Raw genomic sequence first — 25246 nt, 5'->3', positions numbered from 1 at the left:
TCTGACAAAAGTAAAATTTTAGTTTTACTAATTGCATTTATTTTAGATTTGACTAGAGTTTTATAATAGTTTTATGAAAAACCCCCTGATTTGTAGTGACTGCCAATCGATAATTCCCTTTGGCTAAATGCGCAATCGAAAAACGATACTCCTTAAATGTACCTACCAAACTTCCTTTTCCATCATATACTTCTATTTTATCAAGACTAAAAGCATCATTCCTTTCGAGATAAAGCTCTGTAAAGGCCGGGTTGGGGTAGATGGAAATGGCGGTATCTTTTATAAGCATATCGCTTACAGCTAAGGTTCCCGAATTAAACCCAGTAATAATATGACTATTTGGATCTACTACTATAGACTGTACTACAAAATTGGCTTCCACTTCAAACAACTGCTGTGGCAAAGTATTGTCTAGTGTTACCGTCTTTGTTTCGCCCTGAGTTCCACTCAATCGCACTTCTAACGGCATTTGAAAAAACGGTACTTCAACAGAAGAGGTACGCTGACTCACATTCAAAGAAACAACCGAGCCCAATTGTTGAGCCATTACGGTATAAGTTGGAAAACCTTCTCCAAAAACCCATTGATTAAAGAATACGGATAAATCCTTTCCTGATGCATTTTCTAAATGAGTCTTTATATCCGGTGTATAAGCGTGTTTATAAGCTAAGTTAGTATCATTTAAATATGATTTCACTCCAGCAAAAAAGGCCTGATCGCCCAATACATATCGCAACATATGTACCGTCATCGCCCCTTTATTATACGTGATTCTACTACTAAAAATTCGGTCTGAATTTAAGGCTTGAAGAGTTGTCAAATAAAGGTTACCTCCATTTTGAGAAGTGACATCACTAATTAAATCTTGTCTCCAATTTCTAAACTGCGACTCCCCACGCAAATTTTGAACTACCAATCCCGCAGCGTATTCCGCAAAGCCTTCATTGAGCCAAATATCTTGCCAAGAACCACAAGTAACCTTATTTCCAAACCACTGATGAGCGAGCTCATGTGCTATCAATCCCTCACCAAATGACCCCATAAAAGACACCGTTGAATGTTCCATTCCTCCACCCCATCCAAATTGAGCATGCCCATATTTTTCGTTGGCATAAGGATAGGTTCCGAAAAGGGATTCGAATAAATTCATTATCGGTATGGTTTGCTGCAACTGCGGCACCACCCTATTGTAATTTTCCGGGTAAATATAATTCACAATCGGAAATTCATTTGGAGCAGTCCCCGCATTTTGAAGATAGATCTGATAATTTGTTACAGCAATTGCCACTAAGTAAGCCGGTATCGGGTAATTATGACGAAAATGAGTGGTAGTGGTTCCATCATTATTATTGACCAATCCCACTTCAACACCGTTAGCTACGGCTTTATAGGCTTGAGGAGCGGTAATAAACACCTCAATAGCATCCACTTTATCTGTTAAATCTTGCTTACAAGGCCACCAATCACTTGCTCCAAAAGGTTGGGATAGCGTCCATAATATCGGGTTGCTTCCGTGCCTAGAAGTTGTAAAGCTACCTTGATTTCTTGGAGGTACACCCTCGTAGGTAATTACAATTGATTTTTCTTGGCCCACAGTTAAAGTTGTTGGCAATTGAACAACTAATTCGTCGGCTTGATTTTGTGCAAAATTCAGTACGGTATTTCCCTCTTTAACCGTTGCAACTCTCAAGGTATTACTAAGGTCAAAAACCACGCTATTCATAGGTTCTAAAGCTTTAAATTTAGCCGTAACTACACCTTTAATATAATACACTGCCGGATCAACACTCAATTCCAGCTTCTGATAGGTAATATCATAATTCTGTGTATTGGGATTTATATTGAAAGCCATTATAGCCTCGGCATTCTTTTGCTCTCTCGCTATTAAGGCCTCACGCTCCTCAACTGGGGTTTGCTGTGCGGCCAGCTGTAGTGAAAGCAAAAGAGTAAAAAACAAAAATGTTTTTTTTATCTGGATTTTCATAGGCATTTAAATATTAAAAATAGAATGTTGTTCCTTTAGCACTTAGTGGCTATAAAGAAACGGATTTTGTGTCAAAAAAAGGGCGATTTTAAAAAAACCAAGCTATTAATTTGAAGTATGGGCATTAATACTCGTTGATTAGAAAAGTATTTTCTAAATTTGCTCACATTAACTAATTTATTTAATCATGTTACAGATAGCTTATATCAGAGAAAATCAAGAACAAGTCGTAAAAGCTTTGGCTAAACGAAATCTTGATGTTACCGATTTGGTGAACGAAGTGGTCGTGTTAGACGAAAAACGCCGCAGTACTCAAGTGGAATTAGATACCGTTTTAGCAGAATCCAATAAACTATCGAAAAGCATTGGTGAGTTAATGAAAGGTGGTGAAAAGGCGAAAGTAGAAATATTAAAGCAAAAGACAGCTCAATATAAGGAACAAAGTAAAGAGCTAGTAGAAGCTTTAGCCGTGACTACAGAACAATTGCAACAAAAATTGTATTTGCTTCCAAACTTACCTCATGAATCTGTTCCCGTAGGAAAAGGAGCAGAAGACAACATCAGCATATTTGAAAAAGGAGACATACCAACCCTATATGACGGAGCCGTTCCGCATTGGGAATTGGCTAAAAAATACGACATCATCGATTTTGAACTTGGGGTTAAAATTACAGGTGCTGGTTTCCCTGTTTACAAGGGTAAAGGCGCTAGACTACAACGTGCTTTGATTGCTTATTTCCTAGATAAAAACACTGCAGCTGGATACCGTGAATATCAAGTACCGCATTTGATTAACGAGGCTTCCGGTTTCGGAACAGGTCAATTACCCGATAAAGAGGGTCAAATGTATCATGCGGGAGTTGACGATTTATACTTGATTCCAACGGCAGAGGTTCCCGTGACCAACCTTTTTAGAGATGTTATTCTTCAAGAAACGGAATTGCCTGTACTTTGCACGGCTTATACGCCATGTTTTAGAAGGGAAGCCGGGTCTTATGGGGCACATGTTAGAGGACTTAACCGTTTGCATCAATTTGATAAAGTAGAAATCGTACGTGTTGAGCATCCAGACAATTCTTACCAAGCCTTAGAAGGCATGGTTGATCATATAAAAAACATTTTAGACGAACTAAAACTTCCGTACCGTATTTTAAGATTATGCGGAGGAGATATGGGGTTCACTGCAGCGCTAACCTACGACTTTGAGGTTTTCTCTACAGCTCAGGATCGCTGGTTGGAAATCAGTTCTGTATCCAATTTCGAAACGTTCCAATCGAACCGATTGAAATTGCGATTTAGAGACCAAGAAGGTAAAAACCAATTAGCACATACATTAAACGGAAGTTCATTAGCGCTTCCAAGAGTATTGGCTGGGATTTTAGAGAACTATCAAACGGAAGCGGGAATAGTTATTCCTGAAGTATTACGTCCATACACCGGTTTCGACTTGATCGACTAAAACAAAAACACACTAAAGCATCATTTTAATTTTTAAACAAAAATGATGCTTTAGTTTTTATAAATACGAACGGCCGATTGTGGTGCGTCTGGACTATTTTACAACGTAGCCTATAGAGATTCACCAAAAGCATCGAACCGCAAAAATACTTTTCTCTTATGATTGTGTACAATCTTACCATAAACATACACGAAAGCGTTCACGATGACTGGATACAATGGATGCAAACCAAGCATATCTCCGACACTTTAGCGACAGGCAAATTTGAATCTGCTCGATTGGTTAAGGTATTGGTGAATGAAGAAATGGGTGGCGTAACCTATTCCGTTCAATTCACTACTAAAGACAAAGAAACACTTAACCGCTTTTATCTAGAAGATGCTGTGCGATTGGAACAAGAAGCCTTAAACCTATATGGCGATAAGATGCTGACGTTTAAAACCGAATTAGAGATTATTAGCGAACATTAAACTCCTTATACTATGGACAAAGTAAGAGCCAAAAAACACTTAGGCCAGCATTTTTTGATTGACGAGAGCATTGCAAAACAAATTGCTGACACCTTACGTCTAGAAGGATATAACAAGATATTGGAAATCGGACCCGGTATGGGTGTCTTAACCAAATATTTATTAGACAAACCCGTTGAAACCTTTGTAGTAGAAATTGACCGCGACTCCGTATTGTTTTTGAATACGCATTACCCTAAACTTCACAATCATATTTTTAGTGAAGATTTTTTGCGATTCAATATCACTGAAGCGATGAATCAGGAACAATTTGCCATCATCGGAAATTTTCCCTATAATATCTCTACTCAGATAGTTTTTAAGACTTTAGAACTACGCGCCTTTATCCCGGAATTTTCGGGAATGTTTCAAAGAGAGGTTGCGCAACGAATCTGCGAGAAAAAAGGAACTAAGGCCTACGGTATCTTGTCGGTATTAACACAAGCCTTTTACGATACAGAATATTTATTCACCGTATCGGAAACGGTTTTCAATCCACCGCCAAAGGTAAAATCCGGTGTTTTGAGAATGAAAAGAAAAGAAAATTACACCTTACCCTGTGATGAAAAGCGTTTTTTTACTGTAGTAAAAACCGCCTTTAATCAACGTAGAAAAACCTTGAGAAACAGTTTGAAATCTATGAATCTTTCAGAAGAGTTAAGAGCTGATGAAATTTTCAATTTAAGACCCGAGCAATTGGATGTAGAACAATTTATATATCTTACACAGAAAATAACCGCCGATGGAATTTAAAATCAGTAAAGAATCTATCCAAGAAATTGAAAATTTAATTTCTGAGGAAAGAGAACAGGAACTTTTAGATCAGCTAAAAGATGTCCACTATGCTGATATTGCCGAAATCATGAACGAGCTCTCTCAAGAGAGCGCTAGCTATATCTTTAATATATTGGATAGCGAAGTTACTTCTGAGGTTCTTTTAGAGCTAGACGAAGAAGTTCGTGAAAAGATTTTAAACAACCTTTCTGCCAAAGAAATTGCAGAAGAATTAGATGAACTCGATACCGATGATGCGGTGGATATCATTTCCGAGTTATCGGCTGATAAAAAACAGGAGGTTATCTCTGAGTTGGAAGACTTAGAACACGCCAAAGACATCGTCGATTTATTGCGCTATGACGAGGATACTGCTGGGGGATTGATGGGGAAAGAATTGGTATCGGTTAATGAAAATTGGTCGGTATTAACTTGTGTTAAGGAAATGCGTAAGCAAGCTGAACACGTGTCTCGAGTTCACTCGATTTATGTGGTTGACGACGAAAACCGCCTCAAAGGACGCTTATCGTTAAAAGACCTATTAACGACCTCAACAACCAGTCATATTAGCGACGTTTATATTCCCAAGGTGGACTCGGTGAACGTAAACACCAAAGACGTTGAAGTGGCGCGTATCATGCAGAAATACGATTTGGAAGCCATACCAGTAGTTGATGAAATGGGCCGTTTACTGGGCAGAATTACCATCGATGATGTTCTCGATGTAATCAAAGAGGAAGCAGACAAAGATTACCAATTGGCAGCAGGTATTTCTCAAGACGTTGAGGCCAATGACAGTATCTTAGTACTCACGCGGGCTCGATTACCGTGGTTGATCCTAGCCATGATTGGTGGTTTTATCGCTGTTAATGTTACCCGAAGTTTTGAGGGCGCTATGGAGAAATATAGAATACTGTTTTTCTTCACTCCCCTGATTGCAGCTATGGCAGGAAACGTTGGTGTTCAATCTTCCGCTATTATTGTACAAGGTTTGGCAAACAACACCATTACAGGATCAATCTGGAGGCGTTTATTAAAAGAAGTCACCTTGAGTTTGTTTAACGGATTTTTACTGGCTATACTACTTATGTTGGGTAGTCACTTTTTATTAAATGTCGATTATATAATTGGAATTACCGTGTCTATCGCATTAATAAGTGTCATTATTATTGCGAGTCTTATCGGAACTTTTGTACCTATTTGTTTAAATAAATACGGCATCGATCCCGCCTTGGCTACAGGACCTTTTATTACCACAAGTAATGATATTTTCGGAATCTTAATCTACTTTTCTATTGCCAAGGTGATACTTGGTTTCTAATCGCAACAATAATGCTTTGATTTTTTCAAGCTTTTTATAATTTCTAGCCTTATGAAAACCCTTCGAACTTCAAAAATATTACATTTAGACAGCAACCATCCCTTGATGATGGAACAACTACATACTGCTGGCTTTATCAATGACTTCGACTATACTTCTTCTAAAGAAGCGATTGAACTAAAAATAGCAGAATATGACGGTATAGTAATCCGAAGCCGTTTTAGGATTGATCGTAATTTTATAGATGCCGCTACCCGATTAAAATTTATTGCTCGAGTGGGTGCTGGATTAGAAAATATCAATTGCGACTACGCACTTTCAAAAAACATTACGTTAATCGCAGCTCCTGAAGGCAACAGTACTGCTGTTGGTGAACATGCGATGGGCATGCTGCTGTCGTTGATGAATAAATTGAACATCGTTGACCGAGAAGTCCGTCAGGGAATTTGGATACGAGAAGCGAATAGAGGTGTTGAAATCGAAGGTAAGACCGTAGGCATCATTGGATATGGTCATATGGGTAAAGCCTTCGCACAACGTTTAAAAGGCTTTAATTGTAAAGTGATTTGTTACGATATTCAAGATGCAGTCGGCAATGAAAATGCTACTCAAGTTAGCCTGGAACAGTTCCAACGTGAAATTGACATTTTGAGTTTACACACTCCTGAAACTCCCGAGACTATAAATCTAATCAATAAAGAATTCCTAAGTCAATTGTCTAAACCCATTTACTTGATCAATACCGCTAGAGGAAAATCGGTAAACACAGCGGATTTAGTAGCTTGCCTAGAGTCAGGTATCGTACTCGGAGCCGGTTTAGATGTCCTGGAATACGAAAAATCATCTTTTGAAAATATGTTTCAAGACCAAAAACTCCCAGAACCTCTACAGTACTTAATACAATCTGATCGGGTATTACTATCACCACATATTGCAGGCTGGACCATTGAAAGCAAAGAAAAATTAGCACAGGTTATCACGGATAAAATTAAAGCTTTACAAGCGAGTTTTTTACCGTTACTATAAAGTATAATACACGATTAAGGGGCGAATTGCATTCGCCTTGATAAAAAAAGAGTCGTATTGCCAAGGCAATACGACTCTTTTTTTTATAAACATACCGGAAGCACATGCAAACAGCCATATATACAGGATAATAACATACAAAACTCGGTATAGTTCGCATTATACGAACAAACATAACAAACTGATTACCAGTGATTAATATTCAAATATTAACATTAATAAATTAGCGTTTTTTAAAAAAATTATTATTTTTGAAATACCTCAAACTTAACGTTTATGTAAGTATGAAAAAAATAATTCTAAGTATATCATTGATTTCGTTAGTGAGCATACTATGCGCAGCAGACCAACATAACGAAACCATGCTAATTGAGGATTTAAAAAAATCCAACTTTTGTGTTGTGTATTTGGCTCATATGAACAATGCGGGAACTGCAATGATTGTAAATAGCTATCGTGTAAAAAAAGACGGTAGAACCTGCTCTGAAATAGAACAGATGTTTGATGAACATTTTAATCAATAATTAAAAGGGATATGATGCAAAGACTACACCTATTAATCGCACTGCTATTCGCAACTAATATCTATGCGCAACAGGAATATACTGTGATTACCTATATCGGACATCACAATTTGGATCGGCCAGCCGTAACAGAAGACATCTTATATCTGAGTCCCGACCAGAAGACATCTTATTATCAACTGGGACCGTACAAATTCACTAAAGATTTGGCATTCCCCAAGGAACTAGGCAAAGTCATTGTTGTACAAGATAAAAGCTCTGGAAATACGGATCAATTTCTTTACTTCGATTTCGATAAGGGCACTTTGCATTCGCGGGTAATTCCATGGAAAAAACCGTATCTGATAAAAGAGCCTATCCCAACAATGCGATGGAAACTACATCAGGAAACTAAGATAATTGACAATAAAACACTACACAAAGCAACAACGACTTTTAGAGGTCGTAATTATACTGCCTGGTACTCGTTAGATTATCCTATTTCTATAGGCCCATGGAAATTCAACAATTTACCGGGTTTGGCGTTTGCTATTACAGAAGAAAATGAAAACTACAGCTGGTATCTCACTGACATAAAAAAGGAAATGCTAAAGGCACTACCTCTACACCATGATTTAAACAGGGGGGCTATTTCCTTAAAAGACTTTTCAGTAGCATTTCACAACGAGATTAAATTGGAAGACCGTATGTTTTCATCGCGCCTACCTAAAGACCTAGAAATAATAAGCTCCAAAAGCAATTCAAACGAACTCTTTAAAAAGCAAATAGAACTTACTTATGACTAAAAAAGCATCATACTGCCTGGGCACTATGATGCTTTTTTATCAATTTTTACTATCCAATTACCTATCTAGGACAAACGCTGTATTCGCTCCTATTCGTCGGTCATCTTTCTTTCCAATTCAGCTTGAAATTCCTCCATAACTGGCTTGACAGTGCTTTCGGGTAAATCGGCTATTCGGATATACATCAAACCGTCGACAGCATTATTAAATAGTGGGTCAACATTAAAAGCCACTACACGAGCGTTTTGTTTGATGTATTTTTTAATCAATACCGGTAATCGTAAATTACCCGGTTCTACATCATCAATAATACGGTCAAACTTATTTAGATCCGCTTCGGTTTCATTAAACACAAAGTCCTTATCCGCATCCTTTAGCTTAACTTTATATTCCATTTTCGGTGATATATATTGAGCCACATAAGGATCGTAATAATGTGATTTCATAAACTCAATCATCAGCGATTTAGAAAAATCGGAAAACTGGTTACTGATACTTACTCCTCCAATCAAATATTTATGCTCTGGGTAACGTAAAGTAGTATGCACAATTCCTTTCCACAGCAAAAATAACGGCATCGGTTTTTGTTGGTATTCCTTAACGATAAAAGCACGCCCCATCTCTATGGATTTGGACATCATTTCGTACAATTCCGATTCAAATCGGAACAGTTCGTGCAAGTAGAAACCTGAAATACCGTGCTTAGGGAAAATTTCCGAACCCAATCCCATTCTATAAGCTCCGGCAATTTGCTGGGTTTGTTCATCCCATAAAAACATATGGTGGTAATACAAATCATATTTGTCCAAATCCAACGAATTGTTGGTTCCCTCTCCCACTTCTCTAAAGGTAATTTCTCTCAACCTTCCGAGTTCGTGCAAAATTTGAGGAATTTTATCGGCTGTAATCAAAAACACTTCGTAGTTTTTACTTTGTAACAACCTACAATCTTCCTTACGCAGCATCTCGATTTCTTTTAAGATACTTTCTTGTCTGGCTGGATTGGCAATTTCTTTAGGTGTTTTGGGCATTTTAAAAGACGAAACGTTTAACAACTTTATCGTATCGTTTTTATATGCATTGGCCAGTAAATACGTTTTATGTCTTAGGAAATTACCGTAATCGGCAATTTCTTTATGTTCGTTTTGTTCGGCAACAGAAATGGGTTTTCCAATCCTCACTTTAATCACACGATCTTTTTGAGTCAATAGCTCCGAAGGCAATTTGGCCGTTCTTAAGGTCGGATTTATCTTCGATAGAAAATAAAACAACCTACTGTTTTTAGCGTGAAAATAAATAGGGACTACGGGAACATTGGCTTTTTTTATCAATTTGATGGCACCTTCTTCCCAAGGTTTATCCACCAATAGCTTATCGTCTTTATAGGTTGAAACCTCTCCAGCTGGAAACATTCCCAAGGGTTTGCCTTCGCCTAAGTGCTTGAGAGTCTCTTTGACACCAAGCATACTAGACTTGGCTTCTTTGTGATTTTCAAAAGGATTTACAGGCATCACATAAGGCTTTAATGGCTCAATGCGCTCCAATAAAAAATTGGCGACGATCTTAAAATCCGGATCTCGTTCCAACATTAACTTCAATAACAATATCCCATCGATACCTCCTAATGGATGGTTCGAAATAGTTATATAGGGTCCCTCTTTCGGAAGTCTTTTTAATTCCTCAGGGTTAATTTCAAATTCAATTTTAAACTCGTCTAAAATGGCGTTTAAAAAAGCTACATCAGACAAGTGTTTATTTCTATCATAGATATCATTTAGTGCTGAAATCTTGAGTATTTTCATCAATAACCAACCTGAAAAAGTACCCAAAAAACCATATTTATCCACCTTAATTGCCTTCGCAACCTCCTTCGCTGTAACTAGCCCCATCCATTATATTATTAATCCAAGCAAATATACTAATTCTTTGTTTAAGCATTTTTGTTTTAAATAAACTAAAGTAGTAATTTATCTAAAAACCTTTTATATAAATTTTAAAACTACATTATTATTACCAAAAAAGCTAATTTGAAAAACAACTGTGTTTTTTTTTCTATTTTTGAGGGAACAAACAATTTTAAAATGAAAGTTATTTCCTACAATGTAAATGGAATTCGCGCAGCCATTACCAAAGGTTTTCTAGATTGGTTACAAGCTGCAAATCCCGATGTGATTTGTTTGCAAGAAATCAAAGCCATGGAGTCACAAATCCCTACAGCAGATATTACAGCAGCCGGCTATCCGTATCAATATTACTTTTCTGCCCAGAAAAAAGGCTATAGTGGTGTCGCTATTTTATGTAAAACCGAACCCAAAAATGTAGTTTATGGCACGGGTATTGCACATATGGACTTCGAAGGAAGGAACCTTCGCGTGGATTTTGACAACTTATCCATTATGTCGTTGTATTTACCATCCGGAACAAACATAGAACGATTGGACCATAAATTCCAATATATGGCAGATTTTCAGGAATATGTATCTGAATTGGTTCAGCAAATTCCAAATTTGCTCATTTGCGGCGATTACAATATTTGTCACGAAGCCATCGATATTCACGACCCTATTCGCAATGCTAAAGTCTCTGGTTTTCTTCCCGAAGAGCGTTTATGGTTAGATACGTTTATGAAAAATGGTTTTATCGATAGTTTTAGACTGTTTAATCAAGACCCACATCATTACAGTTGGTGGAGTTACCGAGCCAATGCACGTAACAATAACAAAGGCTGGAGGATTGATTATCACCTGGCTTCGGAATCGTTACGATCGCGAATCACAAGAGCTTGTATATTACCCGAAGCGAAACATTCAGACCATTGCCCAATATTAATTGAAATCGAACCTTAATTCCGATAAAACATGATAAAAAAAATAGCTCTAGGTTTACTGAGCATTAGCTTATTGAGTTCTTGTGTATCCCGCAGATTATACAATGAATTGAACGGCCAATACGAAACGGCAGTACAGGAAAACGATCGATTATCATCAGAAATGGAAACCTTAAGTGGCGATCGTTCCCAATTGGAAAAGGAACGTCAAAAACTACAAGCTCAATTAGCCGAGCTTGAAGAAGAACGCAATCAACTCAATGCCGAAATCAGTGCGGCGCAAGGGACTTTAAGTTCGCTTACCGACTCGTATTCCACTTTAGAAAAAAGTAGCGCTAACGCTCTGAAGGCAGAGGCAGAACGCTTAAATAAACTGAAATCGGAATTGCAAGAGCGCTCCAATAGGGTTGCCGAGCTGGAAGGAAAAATTGCAGCTCAGGAAAAACATATGAAAAACTTAAAAGACAATTTGTCCAAAGCACTAAACAACTTTGAAGGCAAGGGGCTAACCATCGAACACAAAAACGGCAAAGTATATGTTTCTATGGAAAACAAATTGTTGTTTAAATCGGGTAGTTGGGCCGTAAATCCAGAGGGTAAAACCGCCGTTGAAGAACTCGGCAAAGTATTGGCTACCAATCCTGATATCGCAGTTCTAATCGAAGGACATACCGATAACGATAAAATACTGGGATCTTTAGGCGGTGGCATAGAAAACAACTGGGATCTTTCCACAAAACGCGCTACCTCTATTGTTAACCTACTGGCGGAAAACAGCAAAATCGACAAAAAGAATTTGACTGCAGCCGGGCGTAGTGAATACGCACCACTAACCACTAATAGTACACCAGAAGGAAAAGCAAAAAACAGAAGAATTGAAGTGATATTATCACCGAAATTGGATGAAATCTCCAAGATGTTAAATGACTTATAATCTAACCCAATTAACAAGGAGTGGAAAAGATTTTTCTTTTTCACTCTTTTTTTATACACCTAAAAACAAATTCTATGAGCCAAAAAACACCGACTACACTACCTATTGAAATCATTGACCCCGACGCTATAAATTCCATCTACGAAAAGATGTTTAATTTTTTTAACGCACTGGGTCTCGATAATTATTACACACACATGATTACGGCAATTGCCTTGTTAATCGCCGTATCTCTAGTATTGTATATTACAGACTATGTTATTCGTAATATTTTACTAAAACTGGTCAAAACCTATATACTCAAAAGTAAAACCAATATCGATGATATTTTGGTTCACAATAAAGTCTTTGACTATTTTACACATATCATCCCCTTGATTCTAGCCAAGATATTGTTTCCAATTATTTTTCTCGGTTTCCCGAATCTTACTTCTTTTACGCTGAAAACAGCCGATATTTTTTTGGTCGTAGCAATTATACTTTTTATTCGTTCGCTGGTTAAAAGTGCTAGAGATTTTGCAAGGACTTTAAAATCGATGGAAGACAAACCACTCGATAGTTATTTCCAAGTCGTTAGTATTTTCTTGTATTTCGTAGCCGGAATCATTATCTTTTCGATGTTGACGGGTAAGTCGCCCTGGGCATTTCTAGTTTCCTTAGGAGCGGCCTCTGCTATACTGATGTTGGTATTTAAAGATACCATTATGGGGTTTGTTGCGAGTATTCAAGTTTCGTCAAACGACATGGTTCGCGTTGGAGATTGGATTGAAATGAGTAAATTCGGAGCAGACGGAACCGTTACTCAGATCAATTTAAACACGGTAAAAGTTCAAAATTTCGACAAAACTATCACGACTATTCCAACACATTTATTGATTAGTGATTCGTTTAAAAACTATAGAGGCATGCAAGTTTCAGGTGGGCGACGAATCAAACGGTCGATTAACGTAAAAATATCCTCCATTCGCTTTTTAGAACCTGAGGAAATCGAAGAACTAAAGAAGATTCAGATTCTCGCGCCCTATATTGAACAACGAACTGCCGAAATTGAACAATACAACAAAGAGACTAATGCCGACCCATCTATGCCGGTAAATGGTCGTAAAATCACCAATGTAGGGTTATTTCGAGCCTATATCACCCGGTATGCCGAACGAAATCCCGGTATTCACAAAGACATGACCCTGATGGTTCGTCAACTTCACCCTACCGAACACGGCCTGCCTATAGAATTATATATGTTTACCAACGATATTGTCTGGACCAATTATGAAATGATCATGTCAGATATGTTTGACCACCTGTTGGCCTCCATTAAATTCTTTAAATTAGAAGTATTTGAATTACCCGCTTCCGACGATTTGAGAAGTTTGAAATCGTAATTTGTTATTTGATAAACACCTTATCAACAGGAATAAGCTGTCATACATATTAAGAAAGACCGACTTTTTTAGAGGACGGTCTTTTTTATAAATAATAACCTTAGCTGCACTCACAATTCAAAAAACGAACCCAGTAATTTCTTAGTTTCCCCCTATGAAATTTTTTCGCAAATGTTTTCTTTTAAAATGGGTTTGCTTCAAGTTTTTATCCCCAGTTATAATACTGATATTACCGTCTATTTCCAGCATAGCCAATTTCACTTCCTTAAAATATTCCACGCCATGTTCGTGCATAGCCTCGGTTAATTCATCGGAGGTAATCCCCAATTTCGTAGCCATTGCAAAATCGACCTTACCGTCGTGAATCAAAATTTCGGGTTTCTGTTGTAAGAAATTGCGCAGTTTGTCGCTTTTGAACATCCACTTTTTTAAGCCGTAATTCACTACAAACAGCACAGTAGCAGCCACCAAGCCTCCACTAAGACTGGAATCGCTTCCCACCATAGCATTTTGAACCGAGTTACTAATTAAAAGGATTAAAATTACATCGGCGGTATTCAGTTGCGACAATTCTTTTTTACCGAAAATTCGCAAGGCGATAATCATAAAAAAATAAACCGCTGCACTTCGCAAAACAATATCCAAATAAGCATTCATAATCAACTGTATTTATAACTAATATAATAAAAAAACCAGGGCGCTAGGCCCTGGTTTTTAATCCTTTTTAAATTATAATACTAAAATCCCATGATTGATTTGTCTTTATTGGAACGAATCTGATATCCAAAGCGAATTTTCTTGGTTTCGTTTGGTTTTAGTTTAAGGGTCCAAGTCAATAAACCTTTTTCATTATCAACGGTTGCACCGTCTTTATCCGTTAGTTCTATTTCAATTTCTTTATTAGAACTCACCGGGAATTGATCTTCTATCTTAATCTCAACACTCTCCTGTTTATTGTTTCGTACCGTCACTTCATAAACAAAGTTCTGTGTTTTTTTAGACGACAAGGTTTTGGTTCCCGATTTATCGGCAATCAACGTGCGTGTTAAAGTAATTTTAGTATCCTTACCGAGATTCAATTTTAATTCCTCCTCGGTGTTTTCCGTATTGAGATTGGTTTTACCCACATGCATACCGTCAAAAATCACATTGGCTTCACCCGGTAATAAATTATAACCTCCGTAATCTTTAATAGTCGCTACTAAATAGGCATTAACATCTAATTTCGGAGCACTGTAGTACAAATAAGTAGCAGGCAATTCAAAATTCTTTAAATCGACACTATGTCTTTTACCATTTGTTAAAACGGTATAAGGAATATCGATATCAAAAGTAACGTTGAGTTGACTGATATTAACTTGTGTATATTCTGCAATCGTTTGTCGATTGGTATAGGAAACTTCTTCTAGCACTGGTGGACTTGGCTTATATGAAGCCGATTCTAAACGAGCAACCGACCCGGTCATCGCTCTTTTACCGGCCGAATACCCCATAGTCACCACTTCATTGGCGGCAAATTCTGGAACATAATCGACAAACCATGTGTTCCAAACCGGTGTACTGTTGTTTTGATTGACTACTCCGGAGGTAAGGCTTAGCTTGACATTTCTCCAATCAACACCGGAAGTCTGAACCACTTGAGCTTTGTACATCACTTTAATCGGCTGATTGATCTTATCAATTCGCAAATCATAAAACGGCACCCATTGTGCGTTATTGGTTACATAATTCACCTGAAAAGGCGTATTTGCCGCTTTGTTACTCATCACCTGCAGAATCAACTTACCATTGCTGGTTTTTTCAGTTTTGTCCATACCAAAACTCAATTTAGATTTGAGGTTATTCCACTGCAATTCTATCTTTTCCTTATCCTTCTTCTTTTTGTAGATTCCGTTTTCCAATTCTTGACGTTTGGATTTGTAGTAATCTACCCATTTGGACATTTCTGCTGTAGAAAACTCCTTTTTAGGTTCACCATAAGCACTATTATCCAACAATTGCACCGTTTTCAAATCGGCATTGATTTCATTTTTTATCATTTCCAATTTGATTTCCAATGCAGCTATACTGTCTCGAAGCGGTTTGGTCAATGGTGAATTTTGAGCATTGTCGTATTCTTCGATATAGGCGTTGGAAAATTGGACTGACATTACCGTGACATCCGATGTGGACCCTACCTGAATGGTATTCTCATTCAGTGCATTGGCGACATTGGTAATTACTACTTCTGAGGTGCCTTTAGGTAAGTTTACCACGGCATTCTGCGTCAATTCGGCTCCATTATAATACACGCGTGCCGATTCCAACTTAGCTTGAGTAAAAAGTGTTTTCTGCGCCCAAATTCCCGACGAGAACAAAGTCAACGCTAAAAATGTAAACAAATGCTTCATAGTTAAATTTTATTTTGGTTAAGTCCTTTTAATCATTTTGCCGTACCGATTCTATTTCTTTATTTGAACCTACTATCAACACAAAGGAGCGGATTTACAATCTTATAATCCAATACCTTGCCAATTATCCAAAAAGGTATTCCACCACATCTTCAATTTTAGAAACCAGTATTACTTTTATACCTGTTCCCTTATAAGAAATCTTGTTGTATTTAGATACAAACATCGAGGTAAAGCCCAATTTCTCAGCTTCTTGTATGCGTTGATCAACTCTATTGATTGGTCGAATTTCACCAGATAATCCTACCTCACCTGCAAAACAAAATTCTTTGGGCACTGCTATATCTTCGTTAGACGATAAAATAGCGGCAACCACAGCTAAATCAATAGCCGGATCATCAACGGAGATACCGCCAGTAATATTTAAGAAAACGTCTTTGGCTCCCAATCGAAAACCGGCTCTTTTTTCTAAAACCGCCAAAATCATGTTTAGTCGCTTTAGATTATAGCCCGTAGCGCTACGCTGTGGAGTCCCATAGACCGCAGTACTGACCAAAGCTTGTATTTCAACCATCAAGGTACGCATGCCCTCTAAAGTTGCAGAAATAGCCGTCCCAGACAATTCTTCTTCTTTGTGAGAAATCAATATTTCGGACGGATTAGATACTTCTCTCAAGCCATTTCCTTGCATCTCATAAATTCCCAATTCAGCTGTAGATCCAAAACGATTTTTTAGTGAACGCAAAATGCGATATACGTGATTGCGATCGCCTTCAAATTGAAGCACGGTATCTACCATATGTTCCAATATTTTTGGTCCAGCTATATTTCCATCTTTGGTAATGTGCCCGATAATAATTACAGGAGTATTGGTTTCCTTTGCAAACTTGATGAGTTCGGCAGTCGTTTCCTTAATTTGAGAAATACTACCTGCTGACGATTCTATATAATCGGTATGTAAGGTTTGTATGGAATCGATAATCAACACATCGGGTTCGATAGCTTCTATTTGGCGAAAAATATTCTGAGTGTTGGTTTCCGTCAATATATAACAGTTTTCACTTGTGGGATTGATGCGTTCAGCCCGCATCTTAATTTGCTTTTGGCTTTCTTCACCAGAAACATAAAGTGTTTTGTAAGGCAACTTTAGAGAAATTTGAAGCAGCAAAGTACTTTTTCCAATACCGGGCTCCCCTCCTAAAAGAATCATAGACCCTGGAACAATTCCACCACCCAATACGCGATTCAATTCTCCATCTAAGGTATTCATTCGAATTTCCTCAGTACTGTCGATTTCTTTGACACGCAGGGGTTTTGAAACCCGCTTGGTTCCGGAACCGGAACTAGCTGTTGCCCAAGCCGTTTTTTCTTCCTTTTGAACAACCTCTTCAACCAGGGTGTTCCACTCTTTACATGACGGACATTGTCCCATCCATTTCGGCGATTGCGCACCACAACTCTGACAGAAAAATGCCGTTTTTACCTTTGCCATACTTTTTTCATTAAAAGGTAAAAGTACGATTTTTTGCTGATTCGTTTATACGCTTGGAGTCGAGTACGAATTTTAAACAGTACTTGATTGGCTGGAATCTCGAGCAGTAGATTCGTTTATTCGCTTTGGAATCTTGTCTGAATTTTGAGTAGTGTGTAATTCGGCATGCAGTAGCACGCTAGTTACTGGTAACTTTCTTATAAATAAGTGGTAAAAACAAAAAAGATAAGGCTCCCAAAATAACGACTAGAGCAGTTTGTGAAGTCCATAATATCCACCCAAAAGCCGTTCCTGCCGTTTGAGGAATGTGATAAAAAAGAAGTAGTTCTGAAACGATTAAAGGAAAAGCTCCAAAGCCACCGTTTGTGAACGTAACGGCAAAACTACCGGCTACAAACGAAGACATCACCATACCTAAATCCATATCACTGGTTGCGGTCAAAGCAAAAATTCCAAAATAAAAAGTGAGTATGTAGGTGCTCCAAATAATTAAAGTATGAAAGAGGAAAGCGCCTCTTTTGGGCAATTTATAGATACTGCTCACGCCTTCTATAAGTCCTCCCACTTTTTTCTTAATCAACAGTATAAACTTCCACTTCGCATAGCGAAAAAGCACTACCACCAACAAAAAAAGGAAGAGACCGATAACCCCTAAGACAATCAATTGCTTTACGGGAATTTTTTCGAGTAGAAATTGCTTTAAAATATCGTATTGAAATACCAAAGCAATCACTACACATAACAGCAAGCAAATCAAATCGATAACCCTTTCAGATATGATGGTACCAAAACCTTTATCAAACGGGACTTTCTCGTACTTCTGTAAGATTAAAGCTCTGGAAAACTCCCCAGAACGCGGTAGGGTAAGGTTGAGTAAATAGCCTATGGAAATGGCCATAAAATTGGTGGTGAATTTGGATTTATAACCCAAAAATTCCAAGGAAAAATTCCATCGATAAGCCCTTGAAGCCAAACTGATTATAGAAAAAATAGAAGAGAGGATAATATAATTATAATTGGCATTTTTAAAATAGCCTTTCATCTCTTCTATTTGCTCTGGACTAAACTTATTATAAGCATAATATACCAAAAAAACGCCCAACAAAAGCGGCAGTACAATATTGGCTATTTTACCTATTTGAGGTTTGGTCATATTAGGTTAGCGTATTGTCTTTTTCATTAGGGAAAACAATTGACGGCTTGAAAGATTTAGCCTCTTCGGCATCAATGATACCATAAGCGATAATGATAATAACATCACCTTGATGTACTTTACGAGCCGCAGGCCCATTAAGGGTAATCTCTCCGCTATTTCTAGGTCCAGGTATGGCATAAGTCTCAAAACGCTCCCCATTGTTAATGTTAACAATGGCAACCTTTTCCCCTTCAACGATGTTAGACGCTTCCAATAGCGCTTCATCAATAGTGATACTTCCAATATAATGAAGATCAGCACCAGTTACCGTTACACGATGAATTTTAGATTTTACTACTTCTATTTGCATCAGACAATATTAATTAATTTAAAGATATGTTATCTATGAGACGAACCCCTTCTAAATGAGCGACAAGAAATCCCCTATATTTATGACCGGCTTCTTTTTCAACAATCGGTTTTAAAGTTGCCTCGTCAGCTATAGTAAAATATTCGAGCTCAAAGTTAGGATTATTTTTAAATTCACTCTCAACAAATTGCTGAACTTTAACGGGATTTTCAGAAACAAATCGCTTTTTGGCCTCTTCCAAGACTCGATATAAGTAAGTTGCGTCTTTTAATCCTTGAATCGACAATCTTTCGTTTCGAGAACTCATCGCTAATCCGGAATGCTCTCGATGTATAGGCACTCCAACAACTTCAACATCCAATCCTGTTTTTTCGACCATTTTCTTTATAATCTGCAATTGCTGAAAATCTTTTTCGCCGAAATAAGCCACGTTGGGACGTACTATTTCAAAGAGTTTTTTTACCACTGTTCCAACACCGTCGAAATGCCCTGGGCGCTGTGCCCCTTCCATTTCAAACTCCAATCCATCATAAGAAAAGGATTCGGAGACCGTATTATTTTCATAAATCTCGTTAACACTAGGAGCAAAAATGACAATTTGATTCGAAAGTGATTCAATTGTCGTCACATCGCGGTCCAAATCACGAGGGTATTTCTCCAAATCTTCGGCATTGTTAAACTGCGTAGGATTAACAAAAATACTGACCACAGTACAATCGTTATTTCGCATCGATTTCTCAAGCAAAGTCAAGTGTCCGTGGTGAATGGCACCCATTGTTGGCACAAAGCCAATGGTTTTGTTTTGATCTCTAAACGCTTTTAAATGACGCTCTAAAGTCGTTTTTGTGGTATAAATAAACATCTCATTTAGATTTAAAATGACTGCAAAATTAGTTAATTACCAAATAACTCACTAAATTTTTGTAAATTTGCAACGTTTTTTATAACGAACATAAAATCAAAATTCAAGATGGAAGATAAGAGGATATTGTATGTATCATCTGAAGTGGTACCGTATTTAGCAGAAAATGAGGTTTCATTAATGTCCTATGACGCCCCAAAGATGATCAACGACCAAGGAGGTCAAATCAGAATCTTCATGCCAAGATACGGAAGCATTAACGAGAGAAGACATCAATTGCATGAGGTGATACGCTTATCAGGTATGAATCTGGTAGTAAATGACATGGATATGCCCTTGATTATCAAAGTGGCTTCTATCCCAAAAGAACGCATTCAAGTTTACTTTATCGATAACGACGAATATTTTAAGAGGAAATCAACTTTTACCGACGAGGACGGGAACTTATTTACCGACAACGACGAAAGAGCCATTTTCTTTACCAAAGGGGTTATAGAAACGGTTAAGAAATTAAATTGGGTTCCAGATATCATCCACGTACAAGGTTGGTTGGCTTCTTTGTTGCCTGTTTATTTAAAAAACTTTTATAAAGACGAGGCTATTTTTTCTGAAACTAAAATTATCACCTCCGTTTTTAGTCAGTCTTTTGACGGTCCATTAGGGGCGAATATGAAGAGCAAGGTAGCTTTTGACGAATTGCCAGAAGCCACTATAGCAGATTTGGACGACCCAACTTATGAAAACATTATGAAGAACGCTATACTTCACTCAGACGGGGTAATTATAGCCTCTGAAAACGTGTCTTCAAGTTTAACAAAATTTATAGAATCTTCAAAAAAACCTTTTTTACCTTTCACACCGAAAGAAAAATTTGCAGAAGCATATACTGATTTTTATAAAAAACAGGTATAATCTTAAAATTGGAAAAACCCACACATGAATAGAAAAGCATTATTAAAAGGTATATTACTCTTAATTGGGACTCTGAGTATCCAATCTTGTGACAAAGATTTCAACACCATCGGTTCGGAAATTATCGGAGAAGAAAATTTCTTACTGGACAAATACACTGCCCAAAACGTTGTTGCTTACAATCAAGTTACAGGAGAAGGAACCCAACCAGGTGCAGTAGAAACTGGTTATTTACCCTATAATGCAATAGGAGCTATGGTCGACCCTGTCTTTGGAAAAACCGTAGCGAATTTTGTAACTCAAGTGTCATTTCCCACTAATAACAGCTTGGGGTCTTTGGGGAAAAACCCAAAAGTAGATTCTGTATATGTTTACATTCCCTATATAGCAGACACCCCGACAACGAATAACGATGTCACAGAATACCAATTACCCTCTACTTATGGTACAGGTGTTTTTAGTTTAAAAGTTTATGAGAACGGATATTTCTTAAGTAATTTTAGCCCCGATCCCACTAATGTCAGTAGAATTTACTCGGATGAAAACTCCAAGATTGAGAACTTTATTAAAGGAACTCCGTTAAATGACTCGAACGACGTTTCTCAAAATTCGGCTTTCTATTTTAAAAAGACCGCCATTAACCTGTATCAATACAATGAAGACGGTTCTATAAAAACAGACGAAAATACAGGAAAACCTATAGTAAAAGAGACTTTAACTCCAGGTATGTGGCTAGACTTAAACAAAGCATACTTTGAAAAAATGTTATTCACACCTGAAAACCTACCAAACTTTGGCAATAATAATCTTTTCCAAAACTTTTTTAGAGGACTTTATTTTAAAGCTGAAAGTACTATTGGAACAGGCGCCCTAGGTGTTATGAACTTTGCCGCGGCAAAGTTGGTTATCATTTATTCTCAGGACTCTGAAACCGCAGGTAAAAAGAGAGAGAGAAAACAACTTGAATTAGACATCAGCAGTGATGTTGTCAAATTAGGTGTTACCGACAATACCCTGATAACAGGTAATTATTTCAATAATGACTTCAGCAGTAACTACCTTCACAACATAGCAAACCCAAATAAAACTCAAGGAGATGAAAAACTGTTCATCAAAGGCGGTAGTGGTTCTTTTGCGGTAATCGAATTATTTAAGAAAAACAGCAACGGCGTTTCTGAGGAATTGAATTATTTAAGAGAAAACAAGTGGTTGATAAACGATGCTCGACTGAATTTCTATGTGGACAAAGTAACCATGTCCGACGGTAAACAAATAGAACCAACACGTATTTATTTATATGACTTGGACAACAACATGATTTTAAAAGATTATGCCACGGACAATACTGCTCAAAATTCTATATATGCTAAAGCCGTTTACGGAGGAATTTTAGAAAAAGAAAATACAGAAGACAAAAAGGGGATACGATATCGAATAAAAATTGCTGACCACATCAACAACCTGATCAATAAAGATTCTACCAATGTAAAATTGGGATTGGCAGTTAGTTATGATATCAACAATGTTTCTTCTAAACGATTGAAGACACCGATAAACAATTCACCCCGAGCTATAAAATCGATTCCGACTTCGTCAATTATGTCTCCACTAGGTACTGTTTTATATGGAACAAATACCAGCGACGAAAACAAAAAACTGAAACTCGAAATCTTTTACACCAAATCTAAAAACTAAAAACTATGTGTGGAATAGTAGGATATATAGGTTATCGTGATGCCTACCCTGTAATCATCAAGGGTTTGACACGACTAGAATACAGAGGTTATGATAGTGCTGGATTGGCAGTATATGACGGAAATCAAATCAATCTTTGTAAAACCAAAGGGAAGGTTTCCGACTTAGAAGCTATTGCAACTGATGCCGTTAAAGTAGGTACCGTTGGAATTGGACATACCCGTTGGGCAACTCACGGTATTCCTAACGACGTCAATTCACATCCTCATTTTTCTAATTCAGGAGAACTGGTTATCATTCACAACGGAATTATTGAAAACTACGATTCGCTAAAAAAGGAATTGATCAATAGAGGTTATACTTTTAAATCCGACACGGATACAGAAGTTTTAATTAACTTGATTGAAGACATACAAAAAACAAATAATTTAAAACTTGGAAAAGCCGTTCAAGTAGCACTTAACCAAGTTGTGGGCGCCTACGCGATTGCCGTTTTCGACATTAAAAAACCCAATGAAATTATAGCCGCAAGACTGGGAAGTCCTTTGGCAATAGGAATTGGAGAAAATGAATACTTCGTAACTTCAGACGCTTCGCCATTTATAGAATACACCAATAATGCCATCTATTTAGAAGACGAAGAAATGGCGATTATCAGATTGCATAAACCTCTAAAACTAAGAAAAATTAAAGACGATTCTTTGGTTATTCCTTATGTTCAAGAATTGCAGTTGAACCTTGAACAAATAGAAAAAGATGGTTACGACCATTTTATGCTTAAAGAAATCCACGAACAACCCAATGTAATCAAAGACACTTATAGAGGTCGATTACTTTCTGATCGTGGCTTAATAAAAATGGCTGGAGTTGAAGACAACTTAGAGAAATTTCTAAACGCCGATCGCATCATCATTATCGCTTGCGGAACTTCTTGGCATGCTGGTTTAGTTGCAGAATACATCTTTGAAGAATTTGCAAGAATTCCGGTTGAGGTTGAATACGCTTCAGAATTTAGATATAGAAATCCGATTATTTATCCAAATGATGTGGTTATCGCTATTTCTCAATCAGGTGAAACGGCCGATACTTTGGCTGCTATCAAATTAGCCAAACAACGCGGAGCCTTTGTTTTCGGAGTATGTAATGTGGTTGGTTCCTCTATCTCTAGAGAAACGCACGCAGGCGCTTATACCCACGCAGGTCCAGAGATTGGAGTGGCATCTACCAAGGCTTTTACAACACAAATTACGGTGCTAACACTTATCGCATTGCGTTTAGCCAAGGCTAAGGGTACCATGAATAATTCAGACTATCAGCGCTATTTATTAGAGATGGAAATGATTCCTGAAAGAGTGGAGGAAGCTTTAAAGATGAATGAAGAAATTCTTAAAATAGCTAAGGTATATCAAAATGCAACAAACTGCCTTTATCTAGGTCGTGGTTATAACTATCCAGTAGCATTAGAAGGTGCCTTAAAATTGAAAGAAATTTCTTATATCCATGCGGAAGGTTATCCTGCTGCAGAGATGAAACACGGCCCAATCGCCTTAATAGACGAACATATGCCTGTAATCGTAGTGGCACAACAACAAAATCATTACGATAAAATTGTCAGCAACGTACAAGAGATTAAAGCTCGTAATGGAAAAATTATCGCTGTCGTTACCAAAGGTGACGAACAAGTCCGATCATTGGCCGATCACGTTATAGAGGTACCTTATATCTCTGAAGCGCTTTCGCCAATTATAACAACCATTCCTTTACAGCTTTTATCTTATCACATTGCCGTGTTGAGAAATTGCAATGTCGATCAACCGAGAAACTTGGCAAAATCAGTTACGGTAGAATAAGACTTTCTGAAATATATTAAATCAAAAACTCGGATTTGCTGTTGCAAATCCGAGTTTTTTTATATTGCCAATTCCTATTTAAAATCGTTTAAAAGTGGCGAGACAGTATGTATAATTTCCTTTTTAAAAACATCTAGAATACCCTTCTTTACAAAATTTTTATGCACCAACAAACAAATTTCTCTAGTGGGATTCGGGCTTTGAAACGGGTATAATTTAGTCAAATCAGCGTCTTTAAAATCCAGAGTAGCCAAATACGGCAACAAAGTCAACCCACCCGTCTTTTTTACCAAACGGATTAAAGTATCCAATCCCCCCGCTTGATAATCAACATTACTCCAGTTCTTTTGCACTTGATTTTCAGCACAAAGCGTCTGAATCTGAGAGCGCATACAATGCCCTTCGGCCAGCAACCACAGTTTTTCACGGTCAACATCCTTAATATGCAATGGAAAGGCATGCTCACGCTCTGAATAATCAAATAAGACAAACGGCTCTTGATAAAGCGGGATACTGACTACATCACTAAATCTTGAATCAATCGGAGTCGAGGCAATGCCAAAATCCAAAGTGCGATTTTCAATTTTCTCCAACACACTTTCGGTAATCAATTCTTGAACTACGAGCTGAATGTCTTTATATTGCTCAACAAACCGACTTAAAAATAACGGCATCAAATATGGAGCTACTGTCGGAATTACTCCTATACGTATCAACCCTGACAAATCTCCCTTCATCTCTTTTACCACTTCCTGTAAGTCGTATACACCCGCCAAAATCAACTTTATTTTATCTATAATAATGCTGCCCTCTTGAGTCACACCCACCGGCTTACTTCTCCTGTCAAAAATCCTAACCCCCAGCTCCTCCTCCAATTTAATTATCATGGTACTCAAAGTGGACTGAGAAACAAAACACTTATCCGCTGCAAAACTGAAATTAGTTTCTTCATAAACCGCCAATACATATTCCAATTGTTGTAAATTCATAGTATATTTATTAAACAACAAAAATA

At 37.5% G+C, this 25246-nt stretch carries 22 protein-coding genes; 13 read left to right on the top strand and 9 right to left on the bottom strand.

The features are described from left to right. Positions 1-52: 52 nt before the first annotated feature. The gene (locus KO524_RS12245) at positions 53-1957 is read right to left on the bottom strand and encodes a M1 family aminopeptidase (protein WP_219294465.1); all 1905 of its coding nucleotides are present in this window, start codon (positions 1955-1957) and stop codon (positions 53-55) included. Positions 1958-2171: 214 nt separating this feature from the next. On the opposite strand from KO524_RS12245, the gene serS reads away from it, so the two are divergent. From serS to KO524_RS12210, 7 genes are all read left to right on the top strand, one after another. Then, positions 2172-3443, top strand: coding sequence for a serine--tRNA ligase (gene serS / locus KO524_RS12240; protein ID WP_219294464.1), 1272 nt, complete (start codon positions 2172-2174; stop codon positions 3441-3443). Between the two features lie 158 nt (positions 3444-3601). After that, positions 3602-3913 (top strand): DUF4286 family protein, encoded by a 312-nt coding sequence (locus KO524_RS12235; RefSeq protein ID WP_219294463.1) that lies wholly within the window; start codon positions 3602-3604, stop codon positions 3911-3913. Between the two features lie 12 nt (positions 3914-3925). Further along, positions 3926-4705, top strand: coding sequence for a 16S rRNA (adenine(1518)-N(6)/adenine(1519)-N(6))-dimethyltransferase RsmA (gene rsmA / locus KO524_RS12230; RefSeq protein ID WP_219294462.1), 780 nt, complete (start codon positions 3926-3928; stop codon positions 4703-4705). Next, entirely contained in the window at positions 4695-6047 is a 1353-nt protein-coding gene (mgtE, locus tag KO524_RS12225; protein ID WP_219294461.1) for a magnesium transporter, read from the top strand. The genes rsmA and mgtE overlap by 11 nt, the downstream gene beginning before the upstream one ends. A gap of 51 nt (positions 6048-6098) precedes the next feature. Beyond that, the gene (locus KO524_RS12220) at positions 6099-7073 is read left to right on the top strand and encodes a 2-hydroxyacid dehydrogenase (protein WP_219294460.1); all 975 of its coding nucleotides are present in this window, start codon (positions 6099-6101) and stop codon (positions 7071-7073) included. A 284-nt stretch (positions 7074-7357) separates the two neighbouring features. Continuing rightward, positions 7358-7597, top strand: coding sequence for a hypothetical protein (locus KO524_RS12215; RefSeq protein ID WP_219294459.1), 240 nt, complete (start codon positions 7358-7360; stop codon positions 7595-7597). 11 nt (positions 7598-7608) lie between these two features. Further along, positions 7609-8382 (top strand): GLPGLI family protein, encoded by a 774-nt coding sequence (locus KO524_RS12210; protein WP_219294458.1) that lies wholly within the window; start codon positions 7609-7611, stop codon positions 8380-8382. 89 nt (positions 8383-8471) lie between these two features. On the opposite strand, the gene KO524_RS12205 is transcribed toward KO524_RS12210, so the two are convergent. Beyond that, on the bottom strand, positions 8472-10271 hold the full coding sequence (locus KO524_RS12205) for a GNAT family N-acyltransferase (protein ID WP_219294457.1): 1800 nt from the start codon (positions 10269-10271) through the stop codon (positions 8472-8474). Positions 10272-10463: 192 nt separating this feature from the next. Here KO524_RS12205 and KO524_RS12200 point away from each other — a divergent pair, with 192 nt between their 5' ends. The 3 genes from KO524_RS12200 to KO524_RS12190 all read left to right on the top strand — a co-directional run bounded on the left by KO524_RS12200 (position 10464) and on the right by KO524_RS12190 (position 13525). Then, complete coding sequence (locus tag KO524_RS12200; RefSeq protein ID WP_219294456.1) at positions 10464-11228, top strand: exodeoxyribonuclease III; 765 nt, start codon at positions 10464-10466, stop codon at positions 11226-11228. A 12-nt stretch (positions 11229-11240) separates the two neighbouring features. Next, positions 11241-12143, top strand: a complete 903-nt coding sequence (locus tag KO524_RS12195; RefSeq protein ID WP_219294455.1) for an OmpA family protein — start codon at positions 11241-11243, stop codon at positions 12141-12143. Positions 12144-12217: 74 nt separating this feature from the next. Next, on the top strand, positions 12218-13525 hold the full coding sequence (locus tag KO524_RS12190) for a mechanosensitive ion channel family protein (RefSeq protein ID WP_219294454.1): 1308 nt from the start codon (positions 12218-12220) through the stop codon (positions 13523-13525). Positions 13526-13666: 141 nt separating this feature from the next. Here the strand turns inward: KO524_RS12190 and KO524_RS12185 are convergent, their stop codons facing one another. The 6 genes from KO524_RS12185 to panC form a co-directional block, all read right to left on the bottom strand. Next, complete coding sequence (locus KO524_RS12185) at positions 13667-14182, bottom strand: DUF421 domain-containing protein (protein WP_219294453.1); 516 nt, start codon at positions 14180-14182, stop codon at positions 13667-13669. A gap of 80 nt (positions 14183-14262) precedes the next feature. Then, positions 14263-15915: a DUF4139 domain-containing protein gene (locus KO524_RS12180; RefSeq protein ID WP_219294452.1), complete on the bottom strand. Its 1653-nt coding sequence runs from the start codon at positions 15913-15915 to the stop codon at positions 14263-14265. 124 nt (positions 15916-16039) lie between these two features. Continuing rightward, the gene (radA, locus tag KO524_RS12175; protein ID WP_219294451.1) at positions 16040-17407 is read right to left on the bottom strand and encodes a DNA repair protein RadA; all 1368 of its coding nucleotides are present in this window, start codon (positions 17405-17407) and stop codon (positions 16040-16042) included. A 178-nt stretch (positions 17408-17585) separates the two neighbouring features. Further along, a complete protein-coding gene (locus KO524_RS12170) occupies positions 17586-18560 on the bottom strand; it encodes a lysylphosphatidylglycerol synthase transmembrane domain-containing protein (RefSeq protein WP_219294450.1) in 975 nt (324 codons plus the stop codon). A 1-nt stretch (position 18561) separates the two neighbouring features. Then, positions 18562-18912, bottom strand: coding sequence for an aspartate 1-decarboxylase (panD, locus tag KO524_RS12165; protein WP_219294449.1), 351 nt, complete (start codon positions 18910-18912; stop codon positions 18562-18564). 13 nt (positions 18913-18925) lie between these two features. Further along, entirely contained in the window at positions 18926-19774 is an 849-nt protein-coding gene (gene panC / locus KO524_RS12160; protein ID WP_219294448.1) for a pantoate--beta-alanine ligase, read from the bottom strand. Positions 19775-19882: 108 nt separating this feature from the next. Between panC and KO524_RS12155 the strand changes: the two genes are divergently transcribed. From KO524_RS12155 to glmS, 3 genes are read left to right on the top strand one after another with little or no spacing between them, the layout of a single operon-like run. Beyond that, positions 19883-20686: a glycogen/starch synthase gene (locus KO524_RS12155; RefSeq protein ID WP_219294447.1), complete on the top strand. Its 804-nt coding sequence runs from the start codon at positions 19883-19885 to the stop codon at positions 20684-20686. Positions 20687-20710: 24 nt separating this feature from the next. Beyond that, positions 20711-22381 carry a DUF4270 domain-containing protein gene (locus KO524_RS12150; RefSeq protein WP_219294446.1) on the top strand — a complete coding sequence of 557 codons (1671 nt, stop codon included), beginning with the start codon at positions 20711-20713 and terminating at the stop codon, positions 22379-22381. Between the two features lie 5 nt (positions 22382-22386). After that, positions 22387-24231: a glutamine--fructose-6-phosphate transaminase (isomerizing) gene (gene glmS / locus KO524_RS12145; RefSeq protein WP_219294445.1), complete on the top strand. Its 1845-nt coding sequence runs from the start codon at positions 22387-22389 to the stop codon at positions 24229-24231. Between the two features lie 74 nt (positions 24232-24305). Here glmS and KO524_RS12140 read toward each other — a convergent pair whose 3' ends face one another. Then, positions 24306-25220, bottom strand: coding sequence for a hydrogen peroxide-inducible genes activator (locus tag KO524_RS12140; RefSeq protein ID WP_219294444.1), 915 nt, complete (start codon positions 25218-25220; stop codon positions 24306-24308). Positions 25221-25246: the final 26 nt, after the last annotated feature.

Source organism: Flavobacterium sp. NKUCC04_CG (assembly GCF_019345525.1).
In the GTDB taxonomy this organism is placed as follows: Bacteria; Bacteroidota; Bacteroidia; order Flavobacteriales; family Flavobacteriaceae; genus Flavobacterium.
This window is presented reverse-complemented; position numbering and strand designations above follow the sequence as displayed.

What these genes read in the sequence shown, in the direction of transcription:
- panC (WP_219294448.1), bottom strand. Translation starts at nt 19,774, where the DNA reads ATGTTTATTTATACCACAAAAACGACTTTAGAGCGTCATTTAAAAGCG.
- KO524_RS12210 (WP_219294458.1), top strand. Translation starts at nt 7,609, where the DNA reads ATGATGCAAAGACTACACCTATTAATCGCACTGCTATTCGCAACTAAT.
- KO524_RS12200 (WP_219294456.1), top strand. Translation starts at nt 10,464, where the DNA reads ATGAAAGTTATTTCCTACAATGTAAATGGAATTCGCGCAGCCATTACC.
- KO524_RS12170 (WP_219294450.1), bottom strand. Translation starts at nt 18,560, where the DNA reads ATGACCAAACCTCAAATAGGTAAAATAGCCAATATTGTACTGCCGCTT.
- KO524_RS12235 (WP_219294463.1), top strand. Translation starts at nt 3,602, where the DNA reads ATGATTGTGTACAATCTTACCATAAACATACACGAAAGCGTTCACGAT.
- radA (WP_219294451.1), bottom strand. Translation starts at nt 17,407, where the DNA reads ATGGCAAAGGTAAAAACGGCATTTTTCTGTCAGAGTTGTGGTGCGCAA.
- mgtE (WP_219294461.1), top strand. Translation starts at nt 4,695, where the DNA reads ATGGAATTTAAAATCAGTAAAGAATCTATCCAAGAAATTGAAAATTTA.
- KO524_RS12180 (WP_219294452.1), bottom strand. Translation starts at nt 15,915, where the DNA reads ATGAAGCATTTGTTTACATTTTTAGCGTTGACTTTGTTCTCGTCGGGA.
- panD (WP_219294449.1), bottom strand. Translation starts at nt 18,912, where the DNA reads ATGCAAATAGAAGTAGTAAAATCTAAAATTCATCGTGTAACGGTAACT.
- rsmA (WP_219294462.1), top strand. Translation starts at nt 3,926, where the DNA reads ATGGACAAAGTAAGAGCCAAAAAACACTTAGGCCAGCATTTTTTGATT.
- KO524_RS12205 (WP_219294457.1), bottom strand. Translation starts at nt 10,271, where the DNA reads ATGGGGCTAGTTACAGCGAAGGAGGTTGCGAAGGCAATTAAGGTGGAT.
- serS (WP_219294464.1), top strand. Translation starts at nt 2,172, where the DNA reads ATGTTACAGATAGCTTATATCAGAGAAAATCAAGAACAAGTCGTAAAA.
- KO524_RS12190 (WP_219294454.1), top strand. Translation starts at nt 12,218, where the DNA reads ATGAGCCAAAAAACACCGACTACACTACCTATTGAAATCATTGACCCC.
- KO524_RS12140 (WP_219294444.1), bottom strand. Translation starts at nt 25,220, where the DNA reads ATGAATTTACAACAATTGGAATATGTATTGGCGGTTTATGAAGAAACT.
- glmS (WP_219294445.1), top strand. Translation starts at nt 22,387, where the DNA reads ATGTGTGGAATAGTAGGATATATAGGTTATCGTGATGCCTACCCTGTA.
- KO524_RS12185 (WP_219294453.1), bottom strand. Translation starts at nt 14,182, where the DNA reads ATGAATGCTTATTTGGATATTGTTTTGCGAAGTGCAGCGGTTTATTTT.
- KO524_RS12195 (WP_219294455.1), top strand. Translation starts at nt 11,241, where the DNA reads ATGATAAAAAAAATAGCTCTAGGTTTACTGAGCATTAGCTTATTGAGT.
- KO524_RS12150 (WP_219294446.1), top strand. Translation starts at nt 20,711, where the DNA reads ATGAATAGAAAAGCATTATTAAAAGGTATATTACTCTTAATTGGGACT.
- KO524_RS12155 (WP_219294447.1), top strand. Translation starts at nt 19,883, where the DNA reads ATGGAAGATAAGAGGATATTGTATGTATCATCTGAAGTGGTACCGTAT.
- KO524_RS12220 (WP_219294460.1), top strand. Translation starts at nt 6,099, where the DNA reads ATGAAAACCCTTCGAACTTCAAAAATATTACATTTAGACAGCAACCAT.
- KO524_RS12215 (WP_219294459.1), top strand. Translation starts at nt 7,358, where the DNA reads ATGAAAAAAATAATTCTAAGTATATCATTGATTTCGTTAGTGAGCATA.